The sequence below is a fragment of the Pseudoalteromonas sp. J010 genome, from assembly GCF_003934235.1.
In the GTDB taxonomy this organism is placed as follows: domain Bacteria; phylum Pseudomonadota; class Gammaproteobacteria; order Enterobacterales; family Alteromonadaceae; genus Pseudoalteromonas; species Pseudoalteromonas peptidolytica.
In genome coordinates this window covers 135,493-160,856 of record NZ_RDBW01000002.1, presented here as the reverse complement: position 1 = coordinate 160,856, position 25,364 = coordinate 135,493, and the positions used below count along the sequence as shown (strand labels likewise).

22 protein-coding genes are annotated in these 25,364 nt (G+C 43.5%); 18 read left to right on the top strand and 4 right to left on the bottom strand.

The window, feature by feature from the left end; all coding sequences use genetic code 11:
* Positions 1-71 precede the first annotated feature (71 nt).
* From EAG18_RS02160 to EAG18_RS22110, 17 genes are all read left to right on the top strand, one after another.
* The gene (locus EAG18_RS02160; RefSeq protein WP_125250770.1) at positions 72-602 is read left to right on the top strand and encodes a type VI secretion system tube protein Hcp; all 531 of its coding nucleotides are present in this window, start codon (positions 72-74) and stop codon (positions 600-602) included.
* 11 nt (positions 603-613) lie between these two features.
* Positions 614-1,111, top strand: a complete 498-nt coding sequence (gene tssB, locus EAG18_RS02155; RefSeq protein ID WP_125250769.1) for a type VI secretion system contractile sheath small subunit — start codon at positions 614-616, stop codon at positions 1,109-1,111.
* Positions 1,111-2,586, top strand: a complete 1,476-nt coding sequence (gene tssC, locus EAG18_RS02150; RefSeq protein ID WP_125250768.1) for a type VI secretion system contractile sheath large subunit — start codon at positions 1,111-1,113, stop codon at positions 2,584-2,586. Before tssB ends, tssC begins: the two co-directional genes overlap by 1 nt.
* A gap of 126 nt (positions 2,587-2,712) precedes the next feature.
* The gene (locus tag EAG18_RS02145; RefSeq protein WP_125250767.1) at positions 2,713-3,990 is read left to right on the top strand and encodes a type VI secretion system contractile sheath large subunit; all 1,278 of its coding nucleotides are present in this window, start codon (positions 2,713-2,715) and stop codon (positions 3,988-3,990) included.
* Positions 3,987-4,430, top strand: a complete 444-nt coding sequence (gene tssE / locus EAG18_RS02140; protein WP_125250766.1) for a type VI secretion system baseplate subunit TssE — start codon at positions 3,987-3,989, stop codon at positions 4,428-4,430. The genes EAG18_RS02145 and tssE overlap by 4 nt, the downstream gene beginning before the upstream one ends.
* Positions 4,423-6,240 carry a type VI secretion system baseplate subunit TssF gene (locus EAG18_RS02135; protein ID WP_125250765.1) on the top strand — a complete coding sequence of 606 codons (1,818 nt, stop codon included), beginning with the start codon at positions 4,423-4,425 and terminating at the stop codon, positions 6,238-6,240. The genes tssE and EAG18_RS02135 overlap by 8 nt, the downstream gene beginning before the upstream one ends.
* A complete protein-coding gene (locus EAG18_RS02130; protein ID WP_125250764.1) occupies positions 6,231-7,151 on the top strand; it encodes a type VI secretion system baseplate subunit TssG in 921 nt (306 codons plus the stop codon). Before EAG18_RS02135 ends, EAG18_RS02130 begins: the two co-directional genes overlap by 10 nt.
* A gap of 15 nt (positions 7,152-7,166) precedes the next feature.
* Positions 7,167-9,740: a type VI secretion system ATPase TssH gene (gene tssH, locus EAG18_RS02125; protein ID WP_125250763.1), complete on the top strand. Its 2,574-nt coding sequence runs from the start codon at positions 7,167-7,169 to the stop codon at positions 9,738-9,740.
* Positions 9,741-9,744: 4 nt separating this feature from the next.
* Positions 9,745-10,464 (top strand): transporter substrate-binding domain-containing protein, encoded by a 720-nt coding sequence (locus EAG18_RS02120; protein ID WP_125250762.1) that lies wholly within the window; start codon positions 9,745-9,747, stop codon positions 10,462-10,464.
* A gap of 3 nt (positions 10,465-10,467) precedes the next feature.
* Positions 10,468-11,280, top strand: coding sequence for a hypothetical protein (locus EAG18_RS02115; RefSeq protein WP_125250761.1), 813 nt, complete (start codon positions 10,468-10,470; stop codon positions 11,278-11,280).
* Positions 11,265-11,777 carry a type VI secretion system lipoprotein TssJ gene (tssJ, locus tag EAG18_RS02110; RefSeq protein WP_125250760.1) on the top strand — a complete coding sequence of 171 codons (513 nt, stop codon included), beginning with the start codon at positions 11,265-11,267 and terminating at the stop codon, positions 11,775-11,777. The genes EAG18_RS02115 and tssJ overlap by 16 nt, the downstream gene beginning before the upstream one ends.
* 2 nt (positions 11,778-11,779) lie before the next feature.
* Positions 11,780-13,099, top strand: coding sequence for a type VI secretion system baseplate subunit TssK (tssK, locus tag EAG18_RS02105; protein WP_125250759.1), 1,320 nt, complete (start codon positions 11,780-11,782; stop codon positions 13,097-13,099).
* Positions 13,099-14,268 carry a DotU family type IV/VI secretion system protein gene (locus EAG18_RS02100; RefSeq protein ID WP_275557209.1) on the top strand — a complete coding sequence of 390 codons (1,170 nt, stop codon included), beginning with the start codon at positions 13,099-13,101 and terminating at the stop codon, positions 14,266-14,268. Before tssK ends, EAG18_RS02100 begins: the two co-directional genes overlap by 1 nt.
* Entirely contained in the window at positions 14,265-17,627 is a 3,363-nt protein-coding gene (locus EAG18_RS02095) for an ImcF-related family protein (RefSeq protein WP_125250758.1), read from the top strand. The genes EAG18_RS02100 and EAG18_RS02095 overlap by 4 nt, the downstream gene beginning before the upstream one ends.
* Positions 17,628-17,653: 26 nt before the next feature.
* On the top strand, positions 17,654-19,666 hold the full coding sequence (gene tssI / locus EAG18_RS02090; protein WP_125250757.1) for a type VI secretion system tip protein TssI/VgrG: 2,013 nt from the start codon (positions 17,654-17,656) through the stop codon (positions 19,664-19,666).
* Between the two features lie 8 nt (positions 19,667-19,674).
* The gene (locus tag EAG18_RS02085) at positions 19,675-20,178 is read left to right on the top strand and encodes a hypothetical protein (protein ID WP_125250756.1); all 504 of its coding nucleotides are present in this window, start codon (positions 19,675-19,677) and stop codon (positions 20,176-20,178) included.
* Between the two features lie 15 nt (positions 20,179-20,193).
* Positions 20,194-22,494, top strand: a complete 2,301-nt coding sequence (locus EAG18_RS22110; protein ID WP_185745538.1) for a hypothetical protein — start codon at positions 20,194-20,196, stop codon at positions 22,492-22,494.
* A gap of 64 nt (positions 22,495-22,558) precedes the next feature.
* Here the strand turns inward: EAG18_RS22110 and EAG18_RS02075 are convergent, their stop codons facing one another.
* From EAG18_RS02075 to EAG18_RS02065, 3 genes are all read right to left on the bottom strand, one after another.
* The gene (locus EAG18_RS02075) at positions 22,559-22,852 is read right to left on the bottom strand and encodes a PAAR domain-containing protein (RefSeq protein WP_125250755.1); all 294 of its coding nucleotides are present in this window, start codon (positions 22,850-22,852) and stop codon (positions 22,559-22,561) included.
* A 135-nt stretch (positions 22,853-22,987) separates the two neighbouring features.
* On the bottom strand, positions 22,988-23,287 hold the full coding sequence (locus EAG18_RS02070; RefSeq protein WP_125250754.1) for a putative quinol monooxygenase: 300 nt from the start codon (positions 23,285-23,287) through the stop codon (positions 22,988-22,990).
* Positions 23,268-23,498, bottom strand: a complete 231-nt coding sequence (locus EAG18_RS02065; RefSeq protein ID WP_125250753.1) for a DUF2798 domain-containing protein — start codon at positions 23,496-23,498, stop codon at positions 23,268-23,270. Before EAG18_RS02065 ends, EAG18_RS02070 begins: the two co-directional genes overlap by 20 nt.
* An 89-nt stretch (positions 23,499-23,587) precedes the next feature.
* Here EAG18_RS02065 and EAG18_RS02060 point away from each other — a divergent pair, with 89 nt between their 5' ends.
* Entirely contained in the window at positions 23,588-24,448 is an 861-nt protein-coding gene (locus tag EAG18_RS02060) for a LysR family transcriptional regulator (protein WP_125250752.1), read from the top strand.
* Between the two features lie 20 nt (positions 24,449-24,468).
* Here EAG18_RS02060 and EAG18_RS02055 read toward each other — a convergent pair whose 3' ends face one another.
* Positions 24,469-25,170, bottom strand: a complete 702-nt coding sequence (locus EAG18_RS02055; RefSeq protein ID WP_125250751.1) for an NUDIX domain-containing protein — start codon at positions 25,168-25,170, stop codon at positions 24,469-24,471.
* Positions 25,171-25,364: the final 194 nt, after the last annotated feature.

Genomic DNA, 25,364 nt, shown 5'->3' with positions numbered 1-25,364 from the left:
CAGGGAAATGAAAGATTTAAATTTGTGCCTACACTAAGTAGGGAAAAATAACATAGCTATGGAGAATACAAATGGCGTCAATTTTCATGAGAATCGACGGCAATGACAGCATCAAAGGGGCTGCTACAGTTGCCGATTTAAACAGCAAAAAAGGTTGGTTCGCAGTAGATAGCCTATCTTGGGGCGCTATGCGTGGCGTTTCTGTAGATATTGGCAATGCAAACAACCAAGATAACGGTATGGTGGCGCTGGGTGAAATCAGCATTTCTAAAACGTATGATGGTGCAACACCGTACCTACTAACTTACTTATTCCAGCCAGGTGCAGACGGTAAAACCGTTGAGCTAGTGATGACTAAGCCGTCTCGTGATGGTAAAGGGATTGTGCCTTACTATGTTATCTCTCTTGAAGAAGCACGTATGGCAAACTTTAGTATTTCAGGTAGCGATGGCGGTCAACCGTCTGAGTCATTCTCGCTTACTTACACCAAAATTGAGCAAATCTTCTTCGTTGAAGACGAAGGCGGTAAGCTTGAGAAAGCTGCATCTGTTAAATACGATGCAACCACTAACCAGCTTACTTCTGCGGCTGATCTTAAGTAAGGTAAATCATTATGGCACTTAATTCGCAACATAAGCGTGTTAGTAAAAACCGCGTAAGTATTACGTATGATGTTGAAACTAACGGCGCTACTGAGAAAAAAGAGCTGCCGTTTGTATCAGCGGTACTCGGTAATTTTTCTGGTGACAGAGAAGACCCAAAAGAAGTTGAAGATCGCGAGTTTATTCAAGTCGATCAAGATAACTTTGATGATGTACTGGGCCGTATTCAACCTTCACTTTCATTGAAAGTAGATAATGTCATCGAAGCTGATGACAGCCAGTTTGAAGTTAATCTAGATTTTGAATCTATGAAAGACTTTGAGCCTGACGCTTTGGTTCAACGTATCGAACCACTGAAAAAGCTACTTGAAACCCGTAATCAGCTAAATGAGCTGCTAAGTAAAGCGGATCGCTCTCGCGATTTTGAAAAGCTCCTTAAAGACATTTTACAAAGCGCGGACTCATTGAGCGCGTTGTCTAGCGAGCTTGGCGTGAAAGGAGAAGAGTAATGTCTGAAGAATTACAGCAAGATGGCGGCGCAGCAGCAGGCGATAGCGGTTCGTTTTTAGACCGTGCTATCAGCGCGACGAGTCAAACGGCACCTGATAGAACCAAAGAGCTACTGACTTCTTTAACCAAAGAAGCAATGTCTGGCACGGTAACATGGGATAAAAACCTCACTGACACTATTGCAAATGCGGTGGCTGAGATTGATAAAAAAATGTCTCAGCAGCTTTCTGCGATTATGCAGCAAGACAGTTTTCAAGAGCTTGAGGGTTCGTGGTTAGGTTTACAAAAACTGATCCGCAACAGTGCGCTGGGTACATCTCAAAAAGTGAAGTTACTCAACATCACAAAAGATGAGCTGCTTGAGCAATTTGAAGATGCGCCAGCGGTAGACCGCAGCCCGTTGTTCAATACGCTATATCAACATGAGTATGGCACAGCTGGAGGGGAGCCGTACGGCCTGATCCTGGGTGACTACGCGTTTTCACAAAATGATGAAGATGTTGCGCTATTGCGTTATATGGGAGAAGTGGCAGCAGCAAGCCATGCGCCATTTATCGCAGCGGCGGCGCCAGAAATGTTCGAATTAAGTAGCTTTTCTACCTTCAGTGAAGGTAAACCAATAGCACCTGCTTTTGATTCGCCTAGTTATGCTTCGTGGAACTCATTCAGAGAAAGCGATGATGCCCGTTATGTAGCGCTGACTATGCCTCGCACCATGGCGCGTTTACCGTACGGTGGTAAAGGCAAAAAAATCAAATCGTTTGAGTTTGAAGAGCTTGCAACTGACAACGCTGGTAATCCAAAGCCAACAAGCAATGATGAAGTTGTTTGGTCAAATGCGGCCTATGAAATGGCGCTTAAAATGAACCAAGCATTTGAAGCTTATGGTTGGTGTACAGCAATTCGTGGTATGGAAAACGGCGGTAAAGTAGAGGCTTTACCAAATCTTACGTACCTCACGGATTCTGGTGATATTACACAGCAATGTCCAACTGAAGTGAACTTAACCGATGAGCGTGAGAAAGAGCTGAGCGATTTGGGCTTTTTGCCGCTAGTACATTATAAGAATACAGATTATGCCGTGTTCTTAGGTGGGCAGACTACGCAAAAACCAAAAGAGTATACGGACCCTGATGCGACCGCTAATGCAGCTATTTCTGCACGTTTGCCATATATCATGGCGAGTAGCCGGATCGCTCATTACCTCAAGGTAATGGGGCGTGACAATATTGGCTCGAATATGGAAGCGGCAGATATTCAAAAGCAAATGAGTGAGTGGATTGCGATGTACACAAACTCAGGTGCTATGGGTAATGAAGAGCGCGCTAAAACCCCACTTGCTGAAGCACAAATCTCAGTGATCGAACAACCTGGTCGCCCTGGGGCGTATTCAGCCGTTGCGCATTTGCGTCCTTGGTTACAAATGGAAGAGCTAACGACCTCTGTGCGTATGGTAGCAAGCCTACCTGGCTAATGATAAAAACGTTTTTATCGCCTCACCTGAGCGTTAAAAGCATTAAGTGGCGGTGAGATAATACCTGTGGGTATGCTCACTCCACTTCTTTGTATTAACTAATTGAGCGCTGGAACGCGATTCCCCATGTCTACGACAGTACATCACTCAAACCAGATTGCACAAGTAAAGCTATTAATTGCTGAGATAGACAATTTGATCAGTGAACAGCTGTCACTGGTTATGTCTCATCACCAGTTTGTGGCATTAGAGGCGCGTTGGCGATCACTGCATGAGCTAGTTAACCTACCAGTTAATTACAAGACGGTAAGAGTAAAGCTGTTGAATATCTCTTGGGCTGAAATATCTCAAGATCTCAATATTTCGCCGTCGGTAAAACAGGCAAAGCTATATAACCTAATAGCCAACCGTGAGTTTAATACACTTGGTGGAGAGCCTTATGGTCTTATCGTTATTGACCATAATATTAGCTTAGATATCGATTATGCTAATGAGTTTGATGATATTTATACCCTTGAGCTACTTGCAGAACTTGGCGAGAAAAGCCTCTGTCCTATCGTCTTGGATGCTGATGAAGCGTTCCTCGGGGCGACAGGAGAGTCTTTTTTATGCGATACCGCGAAAGTAAAGCGAGTGCTGGCCGCCCATGAATTTGAGAGTTGGCATCGTCTAAGAGCTAAAGACAACAGCCATTTTATTGGCTTGGTATTTAACAAGGTCGGTTATCGACGCATTTACCGTTATCACCCCGCGGGTTTTGTGTTTAATGAAGATGCCCAAGACAACTTTCGTTGGGGAAATACAGCGACGACATTTTTAAAGAATGTCATTATCGAGTTTAATCGGGTTAGGTGGTTTGGATTCTTAAAATCACGCAAATTAGATGGCTCAGGGGGCAGCGCCATTCATTATTATGGCGCCAAAAAGGAGGAGCTGCCCGTGGTATTTAAAACGCGGCTTTCAGCCAGTAATGCGGCGTTTATTTCTCAGCTTGGTTTGATCCCCATATTCCATAACCCATTAAATGAAAGATACTTTTTTCAGTCCAATTGCTCTATCAAAACAGAAAGTGAGACAGAAAATCGCTATTTGCTACAAACTACACTGATGATCAGTCGCATTGCCCATTATCTTAAGGTGCAACTTAGGGAAATGGTTGGCTCTTCAATGGAAGCACATGATTGTGAAAACAACCTGACACATTGGTTAGAGCAGTACTGCTCAAATTCAATTGTGTCGGATGAAATGACACTTGCGAAGATGCCCCTAAAGTCGGCTAAAGTCAGTGTCGTGGAAGAGTCAGGTGAATTTAAGCGTTACAGTTGTCATGTTGATTTAGTGCCACAGTATCAATTTGACCGGGTCGCCAGTACGGTAAGTTTATCCACGGCGGTGGAGCGATGAGCTTTTTCAGTGCATTTTATATGGATAGAGAAGATGTCTCTGCGGATCATGCTACCGAGGTGGTGCAGTCGATCCATCATAATATCGGTCTGATCTTAAAAACAGAGGCCGCATTTTTACAGGAACGTGACCGAGAACTGGTCAATCAATCGAGTATTTGCTTTGGTCTTGAAGACATTGCGCTATTTAGCCGACTCAATAGTGGTGAGCAAATCGCCATGCGGATAAAAAACAAAATAAGTCAATTTGAGCCCAGACTTCACAGCATAGAAGTTATGTATCTTGCGCAAGACGAAGAAAAACATATTGCTAATACGATGCGTTTTGAGATCTCAGCGGTACTTTCGATTAAAGGCAAAGAAGAATTATTGCAGTTTGACACTGATATTGATTTGACGCGTCTTACTGTATTGATTGAAAACGAGAGTCAATATGATTAGTCGTATGTTAAAGCACTTCGAAGATGAGTTAGCGAGCATTCGCTATGGCTTAGAAGGCTTTCGAAAACATTTTCGAAGAGAAGCTGAGCATATTAACCTCAATGACAAAGGCCAAGAAGATCCTAATGTCACACGGTTAATTGACAGTTTTGCATGGGTTGCGGCAAAAAATGCGATGGAAATTGATGCCCTACGAACACGTCATGTAGAAGAGTTTGCGGATATTGTCTCGCCTAATTTGTTTAAAACGTTACCTATGGTGGTGCAAGCGCATTTTCAGCCTAATGCCGACGACTTTAACAAACCGGTGTTTTTAGATAAACAAGTAGAAGTTGAGTTGGATGTCATTAATAAAGGTGACGATAACACCACGGTTAAGTTGTGTAACTCCTTGCCTGTKACTTTCTCACCTATGTCGGTATCGCGCTTTAAGTTAGAGCAAACCCCATTTCAACACGCTGTGCCTGCCAACCTCGATAGTAAACTTTCACCATATTGCTTGCGTGTCGAATTATCGCCATTGAGCAGTGATGTGGATATGCAGCAGGCACTGGCACAACCAATCCAGTTGCACTTTAGTAACGAGTCTATTGGCCGTAATGTTGCCGATATTATTAACCAAGCCGTCACCAAAGTGGCCATTTGTGTGGCCGATGACGACTTTGCATATGATGTGGGTAAAGGTAATTTTCATCCATTATTGGCTGACGACGATTTCCTTATCTCACCGATTGATAGTAACGAAATTCCCGCCTATTTTAAGCTTAAAGAGTACTTTTCTGTCCCTGCAAAGCGCCAGTTCTTTATTTTGAAAAACCCGCATAAGCTTAATGTCGGTCATGGTAAAAGTGTGTTTATCGACTTTTACCTAAATGAGCTAGGAGCTGTGTTGCTGGAAGAAAAAAATCTCTCAGTGAAGATAAACAAAACACTATTTAGTAATTTATTTCATCAATCATCTGAGCCCGTAAGAGTGAACTATCAAGAGCTCTCATATCCCGTGATAGCAGATGCCAGTCAGCATCATGTGCAAATTTATTCCATCGACAAAGTGTATGTTGTGACCTCCGAGGGGCAACAAGAGATCCCGCCTGTGGTAGGTACGCAGACCGTCGATTTTGAGTCGCAGTTATATTGGTCTCAGAGTGTGAAACTAGGGCATATTGACGAGGCTAATAAAACAGCTTCCTTGGATGAGGTTAAGCACCTTGTTTTACCTATAAACAAGGCGACAGCGACTTACCCTAATGGGTTTACCGCGTTTGCACAGATCACCTGTTATGATGCGCAGCTTGCCAACAAAGTCCATGTAGGTAACCAAATCGTGGTGAATACTGAAGAAGCGTTGGCAGGAGAGTTTAACGTTGGCGGTGTCACTATCCAGCCGAGTAATGTCGCAACAGATGAAAAAAATTACTGGCGCTTGCTCAAGCTCATGTCTTTTAATCTTTCTCAGCTATTACAAGTAGAAGACGCCAAAACGTCATTAATTGGCTTTTTAAAATTGTTTGTCAATGCTAATGCCACTCATCAGGAACTAAATTCAATTTATGACGTGTGTGCTGAAAAGATCAATGCACCATTTCTTGTTGAAGGAAGAATGATATTTGTACCTGGCATGGCGCTTACACTGACGTTAGATAACTCAGAGCTCAATGCTGACTTTTCACTTTTCGCTGAGCTTATTAATGACTTTTTAGCAGCGCAAACTCCATTTGATCGCTGTAGTCAATTAACCGTGAAATATACCAGTTACAACTGGCCTGCAAAGCGCTTTGATGCGCAACTAGGAGCGCGAGTATGCAGTTGACGCGACGCCTATTTGCTAAAGTTTCTTCGGTACTTCACTTTACTCGATTATTGCGGGTGGCTGGGGCGAAAAAAATCAGCTTCAAGCAGCACTTGTTTTCAGACACCTATGGCAAAAGAAAAATAGACTATCAAGAGCTGGCTGATAAGCACTTTGTGGTAGACAGTAACGAAGCCACTTTATTTGGTGAGCGTGGCGGGTTGGCACATTTTATTTTAGATTGGCTCAAAGAAGCGTATCTGCGAAATAACCGAGCTTATCTACGATTTCTTGCTATTTTTGATAATACCTTGGTGCATCAATCTTTACAGATAAAATCATTCTCTTCTTTGATTTTTCGTACAGAAACAACGACCACGACACAACAACAGCGCCAGCTCTTGCAAAGCTATTTTAGCTCGCTTACAGAGCACTACGGCGAGTTATCCATGCTTCCTGCAACACTTATCACTCGGGCAGAGCATTATTCTCTGAGTAACTTACAGCGGTTGCTAAGGCATTATTTTCCTCATGCAATTCACTTAGCGATGAGTGACATTGAGGTCAAAAGTATACCGTCACATGCAAGAAGCCAATTAGGCTCCTGTCAGCTTGGTCGTGGCGCGGTGCTCGGTGCACAGTTTGCTCAGCTTGGCAGAACATTAACGGTCACTGTTATGTACGAAGATGCTGCTATTTTTTCGAAATTAGAGCAGCAAGAAGCGCAGCAAGTTGAGCTATTAAGCGCGATCAAGTCGTTATGCAGCCACTATGTGAGCCACGAAGTCGTGGTTGAAGTGGAAGCACAATATATTGGAACCGTGCCATCTGATTTGGTACTCACTCATCATCAAAAGGGCATTGTGTTAGGTGTGAACGCGAATGTAACACGACGCAATGGCAACCAGAAACGAACAGTAAGGGCTCTGTAGAGTTAGGGATAAATCATGTCTCAAGTATCTATTTCAAAACTAATTTCTTATTTAGATAGTAACTTAAAAAATGCGTTGGAATATGCAGCAGCAGATGCGATGAATAGTCAAGCGGGTGCTATTGAGGTCGAGCATTGGTTACTTTCATTATTGAAGGGCAGAGACCCTAAACTACAACAGTTTCTTGAGTCACAACAGGTTAATATTGCGCAGTTCGTACAAGAACTCGAAGCCAAATTAAGCCAACTGTCGCCAAGCCACTCTGGACAGCCAACCATTAGTCCTGAGCTAATTGAGTTAGTTAAATCAGCTTGGTTACTTGCCTCTGTCGAGTTTTCCCACAGTGCTGTTGCTGGACTCCATTTATTATTGGAGATATTGCAGCCAGATCCATTGTCATTTAAACAAAAAGAGTATGCAGCACTCAAAAATGTCTCGGTGGAGAGTTTAAAAGCACATATTCAATCTTTGTCTGTTGCACCGAAAACATCGGCGAAGGGCGCTGCAAATACCGCAGCACATAATGTCGTTACTGGTGCATTAGATAAATATACCGTAAACCTTACCCAAGCAGCCGCAGATAATGAACTTGATGTGGTATCTGGTCGCGCTGATGAAGTGAGACAAGCGATAGATATTTTGTGCCGAAAGCGTCAAAACAACCCTATTTTTGTTGGTGAACCTGGGGTTGGGAAAACAGCGGTGGTCGAGGGGCTTGCGCAAAAAATAGCAGCCAATGAAGTACCTCCTGTATTGTCTGGTGTGCAAATTCATTCACTAGACCTTGGCTTATTGCAAGCCGGTGCGAGTGTAAAAGGTGAATTTGAAAATCGCTTAAAAGATGTGATCAATGAAGTGAAAAACTCTGAAGTGCCCATCATTGTTTTTATTGATGAAGCACATACCTTAATTGGCGCAGGCGGTGCCGAAGGGCAAAATGATGCTGCTAATTTACTAAAACCGGCATTAGCACGTGGTGAATTTCGCACTATCGCCGCGACGACCTGGGAAGAGTATAAAAAGTATTTTGAAAAAGACCCTGCGTTGACTCGTCGCTTTCAGGTAGTCAAGGTTGAAGAGCCCAATGCTGAGGATGCGCTTCAGATGCTCCGTGGCGTAGCTGAATCGTTAAAAAGCCATCATCAAGTATTCATCACGGAAGCGGCGCTGCAAGCGGCAGTGGACTTATCTATCCGATACTTACCAAGTCGTAAGTTGCCAGATAAAGCTATTAGTGTGCTAGATACTTCATGTGCACGGATTGCATTAACACAAAGTGCTAAACCTGCCAGTATCGAAGCAGCAGAGCAAGGGATCCGCTATTTAGAAAAAGCACTAGTATCTTTGGCTAAAGAACATGAGATGCTGGCTAATCAGGCAACAGCAATAGCTGAAAAAGAAGAACAAAAATCGCAACTTGAAACCCAATTAGTGTCATTGAAGGCGCAATGGGAGAAGGAAAAAGAATTAGTTTCAACATTGGCAAAGATCCAAGCTGGTGAAGAGCAAGGCGACTTTACGGCGCAATTGGCAGCATTAAAAGCGTTACAAGGTGAGCAGCCAATGGTACATGCAATTGTAGATGAGCACATCATTGCACAAGTCATTGGCGCGTGGACGGGGATCCCAATTGGTAATTTGGTTAAAGACGAAGTGGCTAAGTTGCTGACATTAGAAGCGGCATTACATCAGCGAATTATTGGTCAAAAACATGCGCTGCATGAGCTGTCTAAGAGCATTCGGGTATCGCGTGCGGGACTGACGGATAAACGTAAACCAGTTGGGGTGTTTTTAATGTGTGGCCCAAGTGGGGTCGGTAAATCAGAAACCGCATTGGCGTTGGCAGATCAACTTTTTGGCGGTGAGCAGGATATGACGGTCATCAATATGACCGAGTTTAAAGAGGCACATAAAGTGTCTATGTTGCTTGGCTCTCCAGCGGGTTATGTTGGTTATGGTAAAGGTGGTGTATTAACGGAAGCTATTCGCCGCAACCCTTATTGTGTGCTACTGCTTGATGAAATGGAAAAAGCCCACCCGAGTGTCCATGATATCTTTTATCAAATATTTGATAAAGGCTGTATTCAAGACAGTGAAGGTCGCAATATAGATTTTAAAAACACCTTGATCATCATGACTTCCAATGCCGCAGATAGCGCTATTGTCGACTTTTGTAATGTCAGTGATTCACGTCCAGATTTAGTGGAGCTTGTTGAGAATGTGCGACCTGCGTTACAAAGCTTCTTTAAACCGGCCTTTTTAGGTCGTTGTAATATTATTCCTTATTATCCGTTAAATACCGATGAGCTGGCTGAAATTACTGAAATTTCATTAAAACGTGTGGCACAAAAGCTATCGGAAACATATGGTGCGACGCTTAGTTATGATCAGGCGTTTGTGGAATATGTGGTAGCAAAAGGCAATGAGCCAACGATTGGTGGCCGTGCTATCGAGCAGATCATCAATCGCAATTTGATGCCGCAACTAGCTGAGCGCTGTATTGAACGTATTAGTCAAGGTGAGGCCATCACAGCGGTGGTGATCTCGGGAACGGCTGATAGCTCAGGTTTTGAACTGACGATAAATTAACGAAATGATGCGAACAATCAACCTTATACAGACCCTTATATTGGGTCTTGCCTTAACGACAACACACTCGGTGGCCAAAGAGGTGGTGCAACTGGCAACGCATGACGCCTATCCGTACCACTACGTTGAAAACGAGCTGGTTAAAGGAAAGGTGATCCGTCAAGTTCAGTGCGCATTTAGCCGCATGGAAACTCCGTATCGTGCAGAATTTGATACTTGGGTAGAAGCCGAGCTTAAGTTGCGTACAGGTAAGCTGGACGCCATTTTTGCTGTCGCGGGGAGTGAAGCAAGATCGCGCTACGGGAGTTTATCTACTGCCATTGCGAAAAAACACTTGTACTGGTATTTCTCTGGTGCTGAAATGGATATCAGTGACAGCAACCCCTTGTATAAAAAATATAAAGTGGCAGCTGAGTTTGGTTCAGATGAATGGTTTGACATCAAACGTAAGGGCTACAACGTACAAATGAAACCACGCAACGGACATGCGCTGTTAAAGTTGTTATTAGGTCATGAAGTCGATGCGATCTTAATCGATGAGCATGAATTTGAGTATGAGCTGGCCAAGTTTAAGCTACATAATACCAACTTTTCTCGGCGCGAGTATGGCACCATAGAACTGGGTGTTTTGTTCTCAAACGCCTTTTTAAAAGCGCGCCCCACTTTTCTTGAGGCTTTTAATAGTGCCGCCTCAAATTGTCTTGTTGCCGATAATAGGAAGTAATAAATGAATGCTGCAATGTTACAAGTCACAGAGTGTCCTGATGATGTTCGGCTACTCTCGAGAATGGCGACGGTTTCCAAGTCAGGGGTGGTGTTAGGCGCTTCAATCGAGTGTGACTTAATCTTACCTCACGCAGAACAAGAGACGCAGCAGCATGACATCTACGCGCGCATCGAACAAGAAGCCGACAGTGGGCAGCTGCGCCTTTATACTGAAGTCGAAGGGGTGCGCTTAAATGGCCGTCCGCAGATCACACACTCTTCATCGTTGCTCTCTGATGGCGATATTATCGTCGTATTCGGTTACACCTTATTACTCTCAATGCAGTCTGAATTTTCAGCTGCGCCACTTACCACCGAACCAAAAGAAGAAGCTTTTTTTGATGTTATTGATGAGGTTGAGTTTGATGCTAGCAATATTTTTGCTGATCTAGAGACTGAACTGGAACAGATAAATACGCAAACAGAACAAGCGGAGCAAGCACCTTTTATAGAGTACCAACGAGAGCATAGCAATACGGTAGAGTCAGAGAGTAGCGTCAATAATGCAGCCATTGAGCAAAAGCTAGATAAGCTACTTGAGGCCTCTCGCAGCCCGTGGCAGCAACAAAAACAAATGTTGTTGATGCTCGACCAAGTGATGGATGAGTTTCTCAAAGAGTTTGACCCACAGTTGATAGAGGAAATGGTGGGGCCACCTTCTCGATGGAGTGGCAAGCACTGGACTGCATATAAGCACTACTACACAAGAAAAATGAACGAAGGACACTTTAAGCGTCAGTTTAAAGCGTTATTAATCGAATGTATGCAAAAGTAATTTTAGTTTCACTGTTGGTTTTTTTTATGGTGGGTTGCTCAAGTGCTGATCCGCTACAGCGCTTTTCGTTACCGATCCAACTACAGTTAGAGGCCAATGAAAAGCTGAACTGGGCAAACGAAGTCGCTAACCCAGTTGCTGTGCGTGTCTACCAGCTGACTAAGTCGGATAGGTTTATGCAGAGCGAGTTTATCTCTTTGTTTCAATCTGATACTCAGATCTTAGCGGAACAATTAATTGAAAAGCAGCGCTTGTATCCGGTGATGCCCAATACCAAACAACAAAAAACCCTTAAGCTGTTACCTGGGGTGAGGTATTTGGCGGTATTGGTAGAATTTAGTGATTATCAACAAGGCACAACCAAAGCGGTGATTGAAGTGCCAGAAGACGTATCTGAAAATACAGTGATTTGGCTGGGGCTCCAAGGGACTTCAATAAAGTTCTCTGTCATCCCACAACAAAGCTGGATGGATAGTTTGTTTAGTTGGGGAGCATAACTTTGAGTAATAAAATTGTTTGGCGTGAGGGCACGTTTTTATATCCTCAGCACTTTCAGCAAATGGAAGCGCACCTTGAAAATGTTACGCAACAATATAGTGCGTTGACAACTAGTGAATTTGCTCCCCATTGCGGTTTGGCACAGTTAAAGATCAATGAGGGGTTACTGAAGCTTGGTCAATTTTCGGTGATGTCATGTGAAGGGATATTACCAGACGGCCAGTATTTTAAACTCAGTCATGAAATAGCATTTCAGATCCCCGCAGGGACGATAGACCAAATGGTTTATCTTGTTGTACCTGCTTATCTTGCTGGCAATAATAGCTTTGACAATGGTGCGTCTAACTCAAGGTATACCACAGAATTTGCGCGTGTGTTTGACTTTACCAACAATCAAGCTGCTGAGCTTGAAATTGAAACTGCACGCTTAAATGTGGCGTTGAAACTAGAGCAAGAAAATCTTGATGGTTTTGTGAAACTGGCGGTCGGGAAAGTATTAGAAGTGGGCAGCGACGGTGAAGTGGTGATAGATCGTGCCTTTATTCCTGATTGCTTGAGTATCGGGGCGGCCGATATTCTTCTGGAGCGAGTAAAGGAGCTAGAAACACTGGCTAATGCTAAGGTCAATCAGCTCCTGACACGCTTACAGTCTGTGGTGGATACGCAAAGTAACAGCGCGTGGTATAAAGAGCAGCAGCTATTGACGGTGATTTACCACTGGCTGCCTTGGCTGGAGGCTACACAGCGAACACAGCATTATAAGTTAGGTCGTTTTTACTTTGAACTTAAGCAGTTTGAAGCAGCACTACTGAGTATCGATTTTGAAATGCGTACCCCTTGGACACCGCTGACATTCGATAGCTTGTATGAGAAATTCCATACCGTACTGGCAAAAATCAAAGATAAATTGTCGATTACGCAGCAGCAAAATGTCATTGAGTATATCTGGGATAAATCCCTGTTTGATAGTCGCAGAATGTTGCTGGTTAAGGTGAAGCAACACGATATTAGTCAGACTAAACGTATGGTAATTGCTGTAACTAGTCCGCAAAGCCTAGCTAAAGAGCTATTTACTACAGGGTTTAAGCTGGCGGGCAATAAAAGCATCATTAACTGTATAAAAAATGCGACGCCAGGCGTGCGAGTCAGTGCGTTGCCTTATGCGCCACCAGAGCTAAAAGAGCAAGGTTCAACCGAGTACTTTCAGATTGATTTGGACGATCCGCTGTGGGTAAAAATAGTAGACAACAAGGAGATGCTGGCACTACATATTGATGCCCGTATTCATGTCGATGACGTTAAATTATTTTTGATTAGTTAATGATGAATACCGCCAGTTATACGGTGAACCAGTTTTCACTTGTAGATGAGAAAAATGCCGCGTTAAAAGACTTGCTAACAGAGTTTAGTTGGCAGGAAGAGGCACTGTTACAACTCAGCTTACCATTGCTTGCGATGGTTGAGTCGGTATCGTCGTTAGAGGATGCTGCGGCACTAGAAAACTTTAGAGCCAATGTGATTACTGAGCTGAAAAGTATTAAACAAAGAGGAAGAGAGCGAGCGGTATCGCCAGCATTGCTCGATAAACTTTGTTTTGTTTGGGCCGCTTTTTTTGATGAGCGAGTCAGTTACGGTTGTCATTTGGATACTACTCAGTGGCAAAACAAGACCCTAGTGAGCCAATTATTTGGGATCCGTAACAGTGGTGATACCTTCTTTAACCTAGTGTTTCAGCTGATGGAGTTTCCCAAAAAACATCTGGCACTGCTTAAAATCTGCTATCTCATTTTGCAGTTGGGCTTTAAAGGAAAGTATCACAACGGTCAGGCAACTGAGCTTAAAAAACTCACCGCAGAGGTAAGCTTTGCACTAACTGAGCTTGGTGCATTCAAACTATCACTGGAAGCACCCGCTCCTCCAGCTCAAAAATTAGGCCGAAACATAGGGCTGTTTAGTGGGATCTCACCACTGAGCTTTTGGTTCACTTTCATGGCGCTGATGATCACGGGTTTGCTTATTTATAACCAGTATTTTGGTGAAATCTATGCGCAGCAGAACCAAGAATACCAAGAAATGGCGGGAGATACTTTTTTGCATATCCAGCAGTTGCAGCCGAAAAAAATGTTCATCGAAAACGCGAGGTTTTATGATGGCCGACAAATACAGCAACTTGACACTACAGCGCCTAGTGACCCTTCATTACAGCAGTCACAACCACAAGTTGCGCTAGAGGATAGTCAGTCAGATTTGATGATGACATCAGAGGCGGCGACTCGTTACTTAGTGCAAATTGGCGCGTTTAAAAATATGGCTCGGGCGCAGAAGTTGAAGCAGCAATGTGACAATGCACGCTACCCCTTAGTTATCGAAGAAGTCGGGCAAAGCCAATTTGTTGGCTTTATTGCCAATGGTTTTACCCAAGCGAAAGAGGTGAGTCAGTTCTTTGCCGAAAGTTGTAATATTTCACCCTACATCAAGGAGTATCAGTGAAGACCCCATTAGCTCGTTTATGGATCGGTGCATCCATCATGTTATTGGCTATGTTGCTCGTAATAATGACTTTTTTATTAACGTTGGCGACCCACTGGTATTGGCTTGGAGCATTGCTTGCGCTGGTGAGTTTACTGGTGATTTATGTTCCGAGTATTAACCGCTTTGTGGTGGGAAGATACCAAAGAAGAAACTTTTTTAAGCAATATTCCACCCTTTATCAGCGGATTGCAAAAAAGCTGAAGCTAAGTGGAAATATTTATAAAACGGCTTGGTATCTGGTTATTTCAGAAGGCAATACCAGCGACTCATTTGCTCAATTTAACCGCGTTAAACTCAATGGAATGCCGGCCAATATTACGGTCTACCATGTTCAAGGAGCACTGATTTGGCATGTTCAAGCTAAAGTTGAGGAGCAGCAGCACTTTTTGGCGTGGTTAAGCTTTATTCGTGCCAAACAACCGCTAAATGGTGTATTGCTCCTGAGTGATGCGTTTAGTGTGATCCAGCGCTCGCAAAAAGCAAAACAAGAGTTTATTGCAGACTTTAAAGCTCGCCTTGAATCTATCTACTTACGAAGTGGTTATCCTGTTCCGGCGCATTTGTTCTTATGTGGTATTAACAAACTTGATGGTATTGCTGAAAGCCTCAATGAGCGCGTTGAGCTTGCTGATCTCTCTATTTACTTTTCTGAGCAAGGGTTACAGTCATCTCAGGCGCTCAGTGAAGCTTATGACTTGTTATTTAAAAAGTTATTTGCCAACAACCTGCAACAAGTATCGTTGCAGTTAGATGATGAATTTAAACGTAAGCAGCTGCTAGGGCCGATGCAACTGCAGTATTTAAAGCTTGCGGTGTCACACTTTATTGATGAGCTGGCTGATTTTAATGGTCAGGTATTACCGTACAAAATTGAAAGTTTTCACCTTGTTGAGTCGGAAGGCGGGCAGCAACGTGTCAATCTTGCAACGGCTCATACATTAATTGAGGTCAACCAGTCTTTACTGCCGGTCGTAGCTGAAACCACCTTAAAACCCAAAGCAGAAATCACAAAAACGTTTACCAACCAAGTACTGCCATTAGCGCATTTAGCACCAGTAAATAAATGGAAGATCTGGCGTCATAGTTTTCGTCAGCTTGTTATGCTTGGTACCGCAGGGGCGGTATTGACAGGCTCTGCGTGGATCGGGTGGCAAGCCTATGATTATAACCAATCGTTGCATCAAGAGTTTAGTCAGTTACATCAAGACTATAAGTATATTTTAAACAAAGAAGCGATCAGCTTTGATGAGCTGGATTCACTGATTGAGCCGCTCACCTTGCTGCAATCTGGCTATAGAGCGTTTTCTCAAAGTAAAGCGCACAAACCTTGGTATGTATTTCCTTTTTTGGCTTCTATTGATCGAGAAGAGCATTATCGAGATTTATACCAACAGCAATTAGCCACCACACTAGAGCCAACATTGAGTAAATACTTGGAACAAGAACTCTTTGTTTACTTAGAATTAGAAGATTACCTTAATGTGATCAATGTGAAGGATATCTATCTATCATTTGCGCAAGCAGAAAATAAAGCACAAGTAGAAAAGCACCTCGCAAAGTCGTTAGCGCAAAGTGGTATGCTAGACGATACACAAATTCAGACCGTGTTGAGCCTAATTGATGACCTATACCTACTTGGTTACAACAAGATAGATACCAACGAAGAATTACTGGCACTGATTGATTCACAGCTTGCACTGCAAGACACCAATCAGCTTATGTATGAATATGTTAAGCAGTTACCTGAATTTGCTAAGTTAATTGACATTAGGCCGACGCTTTTAGCAAAGCATAACAACCATGTGAGCTTGTTTGGAGTCTCGCGCGAAAATACCCAATTTCTCGTACCTGAACTATTTACTCCCAAGGCATTACAGCAGCTGTCGTTTTTACCAGAGTCTGCATTTATGCAGAAACTAGTGCAAGACAATCATGGTCTGTTTCAACAAACACCTTCTAAGCGTGAACTTGCCCGCATTGGTAATTATATTAAATTTAGTTATATCAATGACTATATCAGTTTTTGGCGGCAGTATTATTCAGGGATCCATCTTGTACCTGAGCTGTCGTTAGAGGTGTTGCTGTCTGAACTTACAGAAAGTGAACAGTCTCCGTTATTACAACTTTACACGACATTGCGAGCGTACGTATACGTCCAGTCCATTGATGTGCCTAGTACAGAACAATCGCAAGTATCGGCTGCGAATGCACCAAAAAAACTGGCAGCTAAAGTACAAAAAGCGCAGCAGTTGGCTGACAAAGCCAATGCAACGTTAAATAAAGCGTTGTTGCTGGAGATAGAACAGGCCAAGGAGTTTAACGAGATTGCTGGAAAGATCCGCCAAGCATTTTCTAGTAGTCCTATTCTCGTACAAAGTGCAGATGTATTAGCAGCAGAGTATCAAGTCTTTGTTGCTGAATTAAAAGCATTAAAAGATTGGAAAGCTCAAGCTGATAGTACGGTGTTTCCTGGTCAAACATATTTTGAGCAGCTTAACGACCCCACTAACTTTAAAGACTTTTCTGGACTTTGGTTAAGTCGTTATGATGAGCCTTTGATGGCTGAACTTGTTGAACAGGTGCTGCGTGAAACCACTACCCATGTTAAGCGTAAGGTCTCTGAATACTTACAACAACAATGGCAGCAAGATGTGGTGACCCCGTACCGCAATAATGTGGCTGCTTATTACCCATTTAATAAGTCTGGTGAAGATTTGAAACTGAGTGCACTGGCTGCATTCTTTGCACCAAATAGTGCTATTAGTGATTTTGATAAACAAATACTGGCACAATTTGTAACGGTTGGTGACGTGCTTGAATTACCCGTATTTGGACGACAGGCAAGCCTAACCATCGCACCGGATGTCACCCAGTTCTTGTCAACGTATCGTCAACTACAACAAACACTTTATGGTCAAGATGGAAATTTGAAGTTTACTATTACCGTAGCGCCAAAAGCTATGTCTGCTGCCTTAAGTGAGTTTTTGCTCCGGGTGGGAGAGCGTAAATTGAGCTACACGCATGGGCCTTTAGTGGAGACTCAGTTTGTGTGGCCAGAAAATTTCTCAGAGCAGTCTTTACAGCTGATATTAACCGATCTTAACAACCAAAAATTGACACAAACCTTTGAAGGGGTGTGGTCGCCCATGCGATTAATAGAGCGCTTTCAGCAACACACAGGACAAGATGCGATTGAGATAAGTACGCAACAAGGCGCATCTGTGGTGTTTAATATTAAAGGCGCTGGTGATAACAGCAGCTTACTTAGTCCTGAATTTTTTGCTCGGCTGTCAGTGCCAAGTACCGTTTTACAGTGATTAATCTACTTCAATAAGGTATCAATATGGAAACTTATATTGCAGGTGAGGTGAGCTATTTGGTTGCAAAAACAGCCAGTGGCAAAACGTATCGCCTGAACTACTGCAACATCAGTGATGAGGTAGATAAGGGCGTATCTGCTGAAGTGGAACTTGTTACTGATGGTGATGATGGCACCAGTTTGCTAGGAGAAACTTTAACAGTAAACTGGTATCAGGACGTCGCGGGTCGACCTAATAATTTATTAGAGTATCAGGCGTATGTGGCGGAAATAACTGAACTTGAAAGCGGAGCTGATAGTGTGCGACGGTTTCAACTGGTGCTCAAATCTTGGCTCTGGTTACTGCGTTTTAATCGCACATATCGAATTTATCAAGGGCAATCTGTAAAAGATATTCTGTCGGATATTTTTGATAATGCGGGTTTTAAGGGGATGTACAAGTTTGGCACTATGCCTAGCGCCAAATTGGAATACTGTACCCAGTATGATGAAACCGATTTAGCGTTTGTTACTCGATTGATGGCACAGTCAGGTGTTATTTTCTATTTTGCGCAATCAAGTGGTAAACACACTTTGCAGGTACAAAGTGCGAGTTCACCACTAGACACAAACAGTCAAGCTAAGTTTGACCATGCGCAAGTTAAAACCGCGAAAAACCTCTTGCTACAACGCTTTGAACCGATGCAAAAGCTGGTTAAAAAGTCACTGTCCCTGTCTGGCTATAACTATACAAAAACAAAAGTCGAGTCGGCCAAAAGTCAAGTTTCAAGCTCCAGTGTGACTACCGCTACGAGCAACGGCTTTGAATATGTTGGGTTACAAAGCGATAGCAATGACTTTAGCGATGTCAGTACACTCGCGACGCAGCTAAACCAGGCTGAACAAGCACAAGGTGGCGATATCGAAATGGAGACAGATGCGAATGTGGTCGTAGTAGGGAACAAGCTATCAGTGGTGACGCACCTTCAAAGTCAATTAGAAGGCGATTATAACGTTTTAGCAGTCAATCACCATATTGATGTGCGTCAGTCAAATCAAGCGACTAGTTATCGCTGTGTGGTGCGCTGTCGTGATGAAGCGCAACCATTGACCCCCCGACATCCAGCTAAGCCATTGGCTCGTGGGATCACCTCTGCGGTGGTAGTCACGGAAAGTGGCGCTGCAGATAGTAAAGGTGAAATCAGTCAAGATACTGATGGGCGGATCAAAGTACATTTTTATTGGGATACGGCAGATGATAAGTCCACCAGTTGCTATTTGCGTGTAATGCAGCAAACTGCTGGTAGTAAGGCCGCAATGCAGTTTATCCCACGGATAGGGGATGAGGTTATCGTTGACTTTATCAATGGCGATATTGATAAGCCGATAGTGATTGGCAGTGTTTTTAATAGCAACACTAAACCACTTTACCCACAAAAAGATGCGACACAGTCGAGCATTAAAACGGGTTTAGCCGACGATACCGCCCATGAAATTTGCTTTGATGACAAAAAAGGTGAGGAGTTACTGTCGATTACGTCAGGTAAAGACTTTACCGTCACAGTGGCAAATAATGCCACACATTTAGTCAATGCCGATGATAGCCTAACGGTTAAGAAAAATCAGACGACTTCAGTGGAAGAGTCACAAACGGTTTCTGTAACGAAAAATTATTGCTTGAAAGCGGATAAAATTACACTGGAAGGAGACAGTGAGATTGCGCTAAAAGTGGGGAGCAATCAAATTACAATATCTAGCTCTGGAATTAAAATAGAAGGCGCGGCTATTGACCTGAAATCGTCTCAAGATACATCGATCTCGGCGATGAATTTTACGAGTGCTAGCAAAGCTTCCACCAAAATTAGTGCTACCGCCAATTTGGACTTAAAAGCCACGGCTCAAGCTAATCTAGAGGGGACAGCTGGGGTCAATGTTAAGTCTACAGCCATTGCAAAGCTAGAAGGGACGGCCGGTGCACAAGTTACTTCAACGGCAATGGCAAAGCTCAGTGGTACGGCAATGGCTGAGATCAGTGGTGCGTTGGTAAAAATAAACTGAGTAGATTAATGACGAGAATTAATGAGCAAGTGCTTGGGCAACTCAAGCAAGCGTCTATCGCGACGATTATCGGACGCTATAAGGCTTCTGAAGAAGCCAGCCACTTATTACAGCCAACATTGACGCCACAGCAGGGGGTCGCTGTACTGCTAAAAGCTGATCTAGAGCGGGATGCGATTCAACTTATTGCACATGGTCTAGCGGTGATGAATGCTATCCGCTGGGGGCTTGAAATAGTGAAATCCTATGGCGCAAACACAGATGATGAGCATAAGGTATTAAGCTGTGTAGAGAGCTGGTTGCAGTCCCCGAGCGAAACCTTACGTATTCGTGCACAACAACTCGCTGAACGGGTAGGGCTAGACAACGCATTTGGTTGGCTAGCTTACTCAGTCTTTTGGTCAGGAACCGGGTCAATCGTTGCACCTGAGTTACCTGTGGTACTACCACCTGAAAATATGGTTGGCCATGCTATCAATGCTGCAATATTATTATCTATGATAGATCAATAATCCCTTGGAGCTTTCATGCCGTTTGCCACGACTCATATTTTGAATACATGGCGCAATGACACCAGTATTAGACTGACACCTAGAGGCAAATTATTACGAAAAGTGGATAGCAAAGTTGCAGCGTATCGAGCGTCTGCAACTGCTGCCAACTTTAGAGAATTAAAAAGTGCCTATTTCTTATGGCAGGTAAGCAAAGAAGAAAAATATTTGAAGCAAGACGGTTGGCGTTCAAGCCAGCGAAACTCGGCTGATAATAACTTTCCTGTTGAGCGCTTGCATCACTTTCTATTTCCAGAAAAACAAGATCAAGAGATTGATGACTTCTCTTTGTTGCTTGCCAAAGAGGCCAAGCGAGATTGTGTGAGGATTTTATACGGCAGCCGTGCAAAGTTTCTGTATAAAGATGACTTGAAAGACATGGTGAAGCAGGCCAAGAAAGACATCACACAGTCAAAGCGTGAAAAACAAGAGAAAGATCGCCAAGTACAGTCAAATTACAATGAAGAGCAGCGGCGTGAATCATCAGAAATTCATAAAATTGCCAATGCGATTGTGAGTCAAATCAAAAGTGGCAATGTCATGGCTACCGCCGTTAAACAGGGCTACCACTGGGTAAAAAAAATCGCGCAAACCGTTATCGATTTTTTGAAAGGCATAGCGCAAGACTTTATGTTCTTTGTCAAAGAATGCTGGGTGAGTATCCGCGAATTGTTGATAAGCTTGGTTGCTGAAATCTGTATTGCTTTAGTGCCTGGGATCAACGCTATCGTTTCTGCCGCCAAATCTGTAAAAGAGTACACAGATGCGGTGAAAATGGCAGCTAAAGCTTGCTCTCAGCGTTTTAAAGATAGCAAAACGATGATGCTGGCCAATAAAACCTATCAGCTGAGAACAGCCTTGACGACATTCGCTAATAACCAATTCTTGCTGGCGATGGCTGAGGCAGGTAAACAGTTGGTGAAGGCAATTGATAACAGCTTTTCGGTCATTTCTGGGATCACACTCCCTGGTAATGTTACGAAAATACTGACTCTGACCGCTTTTTATGTACAAAAGATCGCAGTATTAGCGAAAGAGTACTACTACACTCGAAAGATTAACCGACATTTACTGCAAATCAATAAACATCATCCGTATCTTGATGACAATTTGCTAAAAGATCCGCTCATTGCTGCTTACCTTATTGTCAATGCAACCGACTCCACTTTATTTGCAACAGTGCGAGACAATACGGATATGGCAGTGTGGCTTGACTACTGCAATGAGCATTTATCTGAATTTGAGTCGTTAAAGGAGCGAGCGCAAGAATATATCGAGTCTCGTAAAATTCGGTTGAAGGATCTGAAAACCAAGAGCGATGAAGTGGGTCCTGCGCCTTTTCTGCAACAAGTACAAAATTTTGATAAATCCTTACTGAGTAAAGTGGAGTTATCTAAGCCTAGCTCTTTACTTGATGATATCAGAAGCTTTGATAAATCTACTTTAAAATCAACGTCAACGCAGGAAAAGCACGGTCATGGGTTGTTGGATGATATTGAGCTGTTTAATCAGAGCAACTTAAACTCGGTGAAAACAATAGAAAAGCGCGGTTTGGGACTACTAGATGAGGTGACCCGATTTAACCCCTCACAATTAATGCCAAGTGATACCCAAGTAAAGCGCGGGGTTGGTGTGCTCGACCAGCTGGAATTATTCAACAAAAAGTCATTGAGTAAAGCGAATACGACGGTAAAGCAGGGTGTGAGTGTATTGGATCAAGTTGAGCTTTTTAATAAAAAAGTACTGAAGCAACAAAGCACCAATCAGTTTGACCAGCTATCGCAACTAAAACGATTAGAAATGGAATTGCAGGCCTTAGACTATAAGCTGCTTGGGCAAACGTTATTAGGTAAATCGTCGCTGTCGCATGATCTGAATACACTGGAGCAGACGCCAGTTAATGTCGCGCAGTGGAAAAAGCTAACATGGGTAAAATTTGGTCGCCGTCACGAAATTACTAAAGCTATCGACAATGGTATTGGTAAGTACTACCAGTTTTTCCGCCAGCGCAAACAGGCATTAATTAGGCCACGTAACTGTAAGCAGATCCCCGCTTGCTTAGCCATCATTGCTCACCGTATCGAGATCTTGCAGCGTGATGTATTGTACCCTGCACAAAAGTGGTTATCTCAGCTGGACTCGACACATCGAACCAGTCCTCGTCGCCCTGCGATGACAAGGCTTAATGCGGCTTGTCAATCGGAGCGTAACGCACTACAGGCTTTGGCTATGTCTTTGGAAAAGCTGCATAGGCGATATGCCTTACTGTCTGATTAGCGTGGTGCTTGGACAGCGAGTGAGCGTAGATAGACCTGAGCTTCAAGCTCACCGCTAATTGTGTTTAGCCTATTAACACCGTTGGCATGCCAAGGACGATATTACCGCCATGGCTGGTGGTGTCTCCCATTCTTGCTGCTGGTCTGCCACTGATAAGCACACTGGTACTGCCTTTTACTATGGTATCTGGTGGACCAACACAAACAGCGATATCACCAACAACAGAAGCAGGCATTCCCCCAATTAACACATTTGGCACCGAAGGGCCTGATATTGGCCCGCCTACATGTGGCACGGTGCCAGTCACCAAAGAGCAGACGTGCATATCTGAAATCCGTGCAGCTGGTAATCCTGGCATGGCATTTTCCTTTTATTGTTGTACTTCACCTTAGTATATCGTCTTTGTAAAAATACCCAAGGTTTAACAAGTCACTAAACCAATCGCACAACACCTAATAAAATGGCATTGTGCGATATCGAGCTAAAGTGTTGGTTAAAGCGGTTTGATGGCGATTATATCCACTGCTTTTGCCAGCCACCCTTGATACAGTGTAAATACCTGTTTGGTGTAAGCTTGCTGGTGATGAAAATCAAACGCGGCTTGATCGACGAAGCGTTCAACTAAGGTAAGCTGGGTGCGGTTTTCATTTTCATAAAATTCAAAGCGCAAACAGCCTGCTTCTGCTCGAGTGGTTGGCAAGATCTCTTGGATTGCGTTAATACAATCTTGATAGTGCTCGGGCTTAGGTGTGATATGGGCGATAAAGTTAACGTTATTGTGGCTGATGGTCATGGTATTTCTCCATAATGCGTTTAGTAACTGCGGTAACTGGGGCTGATAATAAATAAGCTGCGACAAACGAGGCTGGCCAAGCGTTGGCAAAAGCATGTGCCCATCGCGTGGTAAAGTCAGCCACTAATCCTAAGTTGATGTACGTAACCCACCCAGACACCATAAATGACAGGCATAGTGACAGTAGCAATGTAAAAACGAGTTTTTGCATGTTTTCTCCTTTGGCTATTGGTATGATTGTAGGGAATAGCCAGTCGATCAGAATGGCAGAAGTGGAAAGCTAAGATTGCAAAGGTAATTATGCTAGATGACTTACGACTGTTTATTGAGATAAGCCGCTGGGGAAGTTTTGCCAAGGCTGCAGAAGAGCTTGGGATTGGCGCCCCGACGCTGTCTAAGCGGATGTTAGCGCTAGAAGACAAGCTTGGTTATCCGTTATTACTGCGCAGTGCCAGAGGGCTTAGACTAACAAATCATGGTCAAACTGTAGTCGATGAGATGGCTGATCCGCTGCTTGCGCTGCATGCAAAAAGTGAAACGCTTTCGACACTAGAAGCTAAGACGTTCCACCTGCTATGCCCGCAAAACCTAATAATTGATCCATTATACGATGCACTGCAATCGTTTCAGTCGCAACATCCTGATATTCAATTACATGTTGAACCTGCCAACAGTGTGGCCTTGTTAAGCCAAAAACGCTTTGATTTAGCGATCCGTGTAGGCGAGCTGGAGGATTCTAGCGTCTATCAAAAGCGCTTGGGGCAAATTACCGTGCGGGTAGTGGTAGCTAAAGAGATTGCGTCTACGCAAACTTTGTTCTTACCGTTTAAAGCTTCACAAATTCCAGCAACCGATGAGTGGCTCACACTACTTGCACAGTTCAATCACGTATCTTATGTGGGTGATATCACTCTGGTGAGAAAATTGGTTGGTTCAGAGAACGGTGCGGGTGTATTGCCAATGACGGAAATAGCCGCGCTGCGCGCGCACTCTGAAACAGCATTTAAATATATCGGTGACTGTCAATTTACTCGTAACATTTATGCGCTTTGGCCAAACCAGCGGATCCCACCGGCTTACACCAAGGATTTTATCGAACAGTTGCAAGCACAATGTCAGGCACTAGATTATTTGCAAGGAGCAGTATTGTCGTTGTCGTAAAAATTGCCACGATCTGCGCTTTATCCAAAGCTCAAACTCCGTTCAAAATACACAGTTTCTGTGTCTGACTTTAGCCGGTATAACTGTGCCAGTCGCCCACCAGACTTCACTTTTTCATCGAGTGCTTCAAGCATGCCGGAAGCTTCAACACGCCTTATTAAGCTTTTACGTTGAATAGGCTTGGCGATGATGGCCTCAATGGCAGCTTTAAGTTGTCCGATGGTAAATTGATCCGCTAAGCAATAAACGGGGATCATTGAATATAATGCTTTTTGTTGTAGCTGAGATCTTGCCGTTGCGATGATCTGCTTATGATCAAAAGCCATTGCGAGATCTTGGATCGCACTCAGATCCATCCATTTTACTTCCTCCACTGCACTTGGTTTTACAGCGATACACTGCGGTGAAATCAAAGCGTAATAAACCAGCGATACGCTAAAGCCTCGTGGATCACGGTTGATCCCAGAGAAGGCTTGTAGCTGCTCAAAAAATTGCGGAGTGGCAGCGGTGAGCGCTTTGATGTTGCGCAGCGCACTCATATCCGTGTTGTCATCCAGTTCAATATCAACACACCCGCCAGGTAGCTCCCAGCGACCTTTAAATGGGGCGCTAGTACGTTTTACCAACAGTACTTTTAGGCTGTCCTGCAACATTGTAAATAGCACGTTGTTTACTGAAAAAAGTGGGGTGTGAAACTGGGTTAAATCATGTTCAGAAGTCATCGGTTATTTAGATACTGTCTTTTGGACACAATAAACGATTGTCCAGATTAAATCAAAAATAAGGGTTTTTATGTTAATAAATATAATTTATTGTCTGTGCGACACTAAGGTTTGAATCGATCAAAATTTGTATTGTTGTCAGTTTGTGTCTTAGTGACACTATTAACTGTGAGTTGCAAAGGTTGCGATTTTGC

What these genes read in the sequence shown, in the direction of transcription:
- EAG18_RS02160 (WP_125250770.1), top strand. Translation starts at nt 72, where the DNA reads ATGGCGTCAATTTTCATGAGAATCGACGGCAATGACAGCATCAAAGGG.
- tssB (WP_125250769.1), top strand. Translation starts at nt 614, where the DNA reads ATGGCACTTAATTCGCAACATAAGCGTGTTAGTAAAAACCGCGTAAGT.
- tssC (WP_125250768.1), top strand. Translation starts at nt 1,111, where the DNA reads ATGTCTGAAGAATTACAGCAAGATGGCGGCGCAGCAGCAGGCGATAGC.
- EAG18_RS02145 (WP_125250767.1), top strand. Translation starts at nt 2,713, where the DNA reads ATGTCTACGACAGTACATCACTCAAACCAGATTGCACAAGTAAAGCTA.
- tssE (WP_125250766.1), top strand. Translation starts at nt 3,987, where the DNA reads ATGAGCTTTTTCAGTGCATTTTATATGGATAGAGAAGATGTCTCTGCG.
- EAG18_RS02130 (WP_125250764.1), top strand. Translation starts at nt 6,231, where the DNA reads ATGCAGTTGACGCGACGCCTATTTGCTAAAGTTTCTTCGGTACTTCAC.
- tssH (WP_125250763.1), top strand. Translation starts at nt 7,167, where the DNA reads ATGTCTCAAGTATCTATTTCAAAACTAATTTCTTATTTAGATAGTAAC.
- EAG18_RS02120 (WP_125250762.1), top strand. Translation starts at nt 9,745, where the DNA reads ATGATGCGAACAATCAACCTTATACAGACCCTTATATTGGGTCTTGCC.
- EAG18_RS02115 (WP_125250761.1), top strand. Translation starts at nt 10,468, where the DNA reads ATGAATGCTGCAATGTTACAAGTCACAGAGTGTCCTGATGATGTTCGG.
- tssJ (WP_125250760.1), top strand. Translation starts at nt 11,265, where the DNA reads ATGTATGCAAAAGTAATTTTAGTTTCACTGTTGGTTTTTTTTATGGTG.
- EAG18_RS02100 (WP_275557209.1), top strand. Translation starts at nt 13,099, where the DNA reads ATGATGAATACCGCCAGTTATACGGTGAACCAGTTTTCACTTGTAGAT.
- tssI (WP_125250757.1), top strand. Translation starts at nt 17,654, where the DNA reads ATGGAAACTTATATTGCAGGTGAGGTGAGCTATTTGGTTGCAAAAACA.
- EAG18_RS02085 (WP_125250756.1), top strand. Translation starts at nt 19,675, where the DNA reads ATGACGAGAATTAATGAGCAAGTGCTTGGGCAACTCAAGCAAGCGTCT.
- EAG18_RS22110 (WP_185745538.1), top strand. Translation starts at nt 20,194, where the DNA reads ATGCCGTTTGCCACGACTCATATTTTGAATACATGGCGCAATGACACC.
- EAG18_RS02075 (WP_125250755.1), bottom strand. Translation starts at nt 22,852, where the DNA reads ATGCCAGGATTACCAGCTGCACGGATTTCAGATATGCACGTCTGCTCT.
- EAG18_RS02070 (WP_125250754.1), bottom strand. Translation starts at nt 23,287, where the DNA reads ATGACCATCAGCCACAATAACGTTAACTTTATCGCCCATATCACACCT.
- EAG18_RS02065 (WP_125250753.1), bottom strand. Translation starts at nt 23,498, where the DNA reads ATGCAAAAACTCGTTTTTACATTGCTACTGTCACTATGCCTGTCATTT.
- EAG18_RS02060 (WP_125250752.1), top strand. Translation starts at nt 23,588, where the DNA reads ATGCTAGATGACTTACGACTGTTTATTGAGATAAGCCGCTGGGGAAGT.
- EAG18_RS02055 (WP_125250751.1), bottom strand. Translation starts at nt 25,170, where the DNA reads ATGACTTCTGAACATGATTTAACCCAGTTTCACACCCCACTTTTTTCA.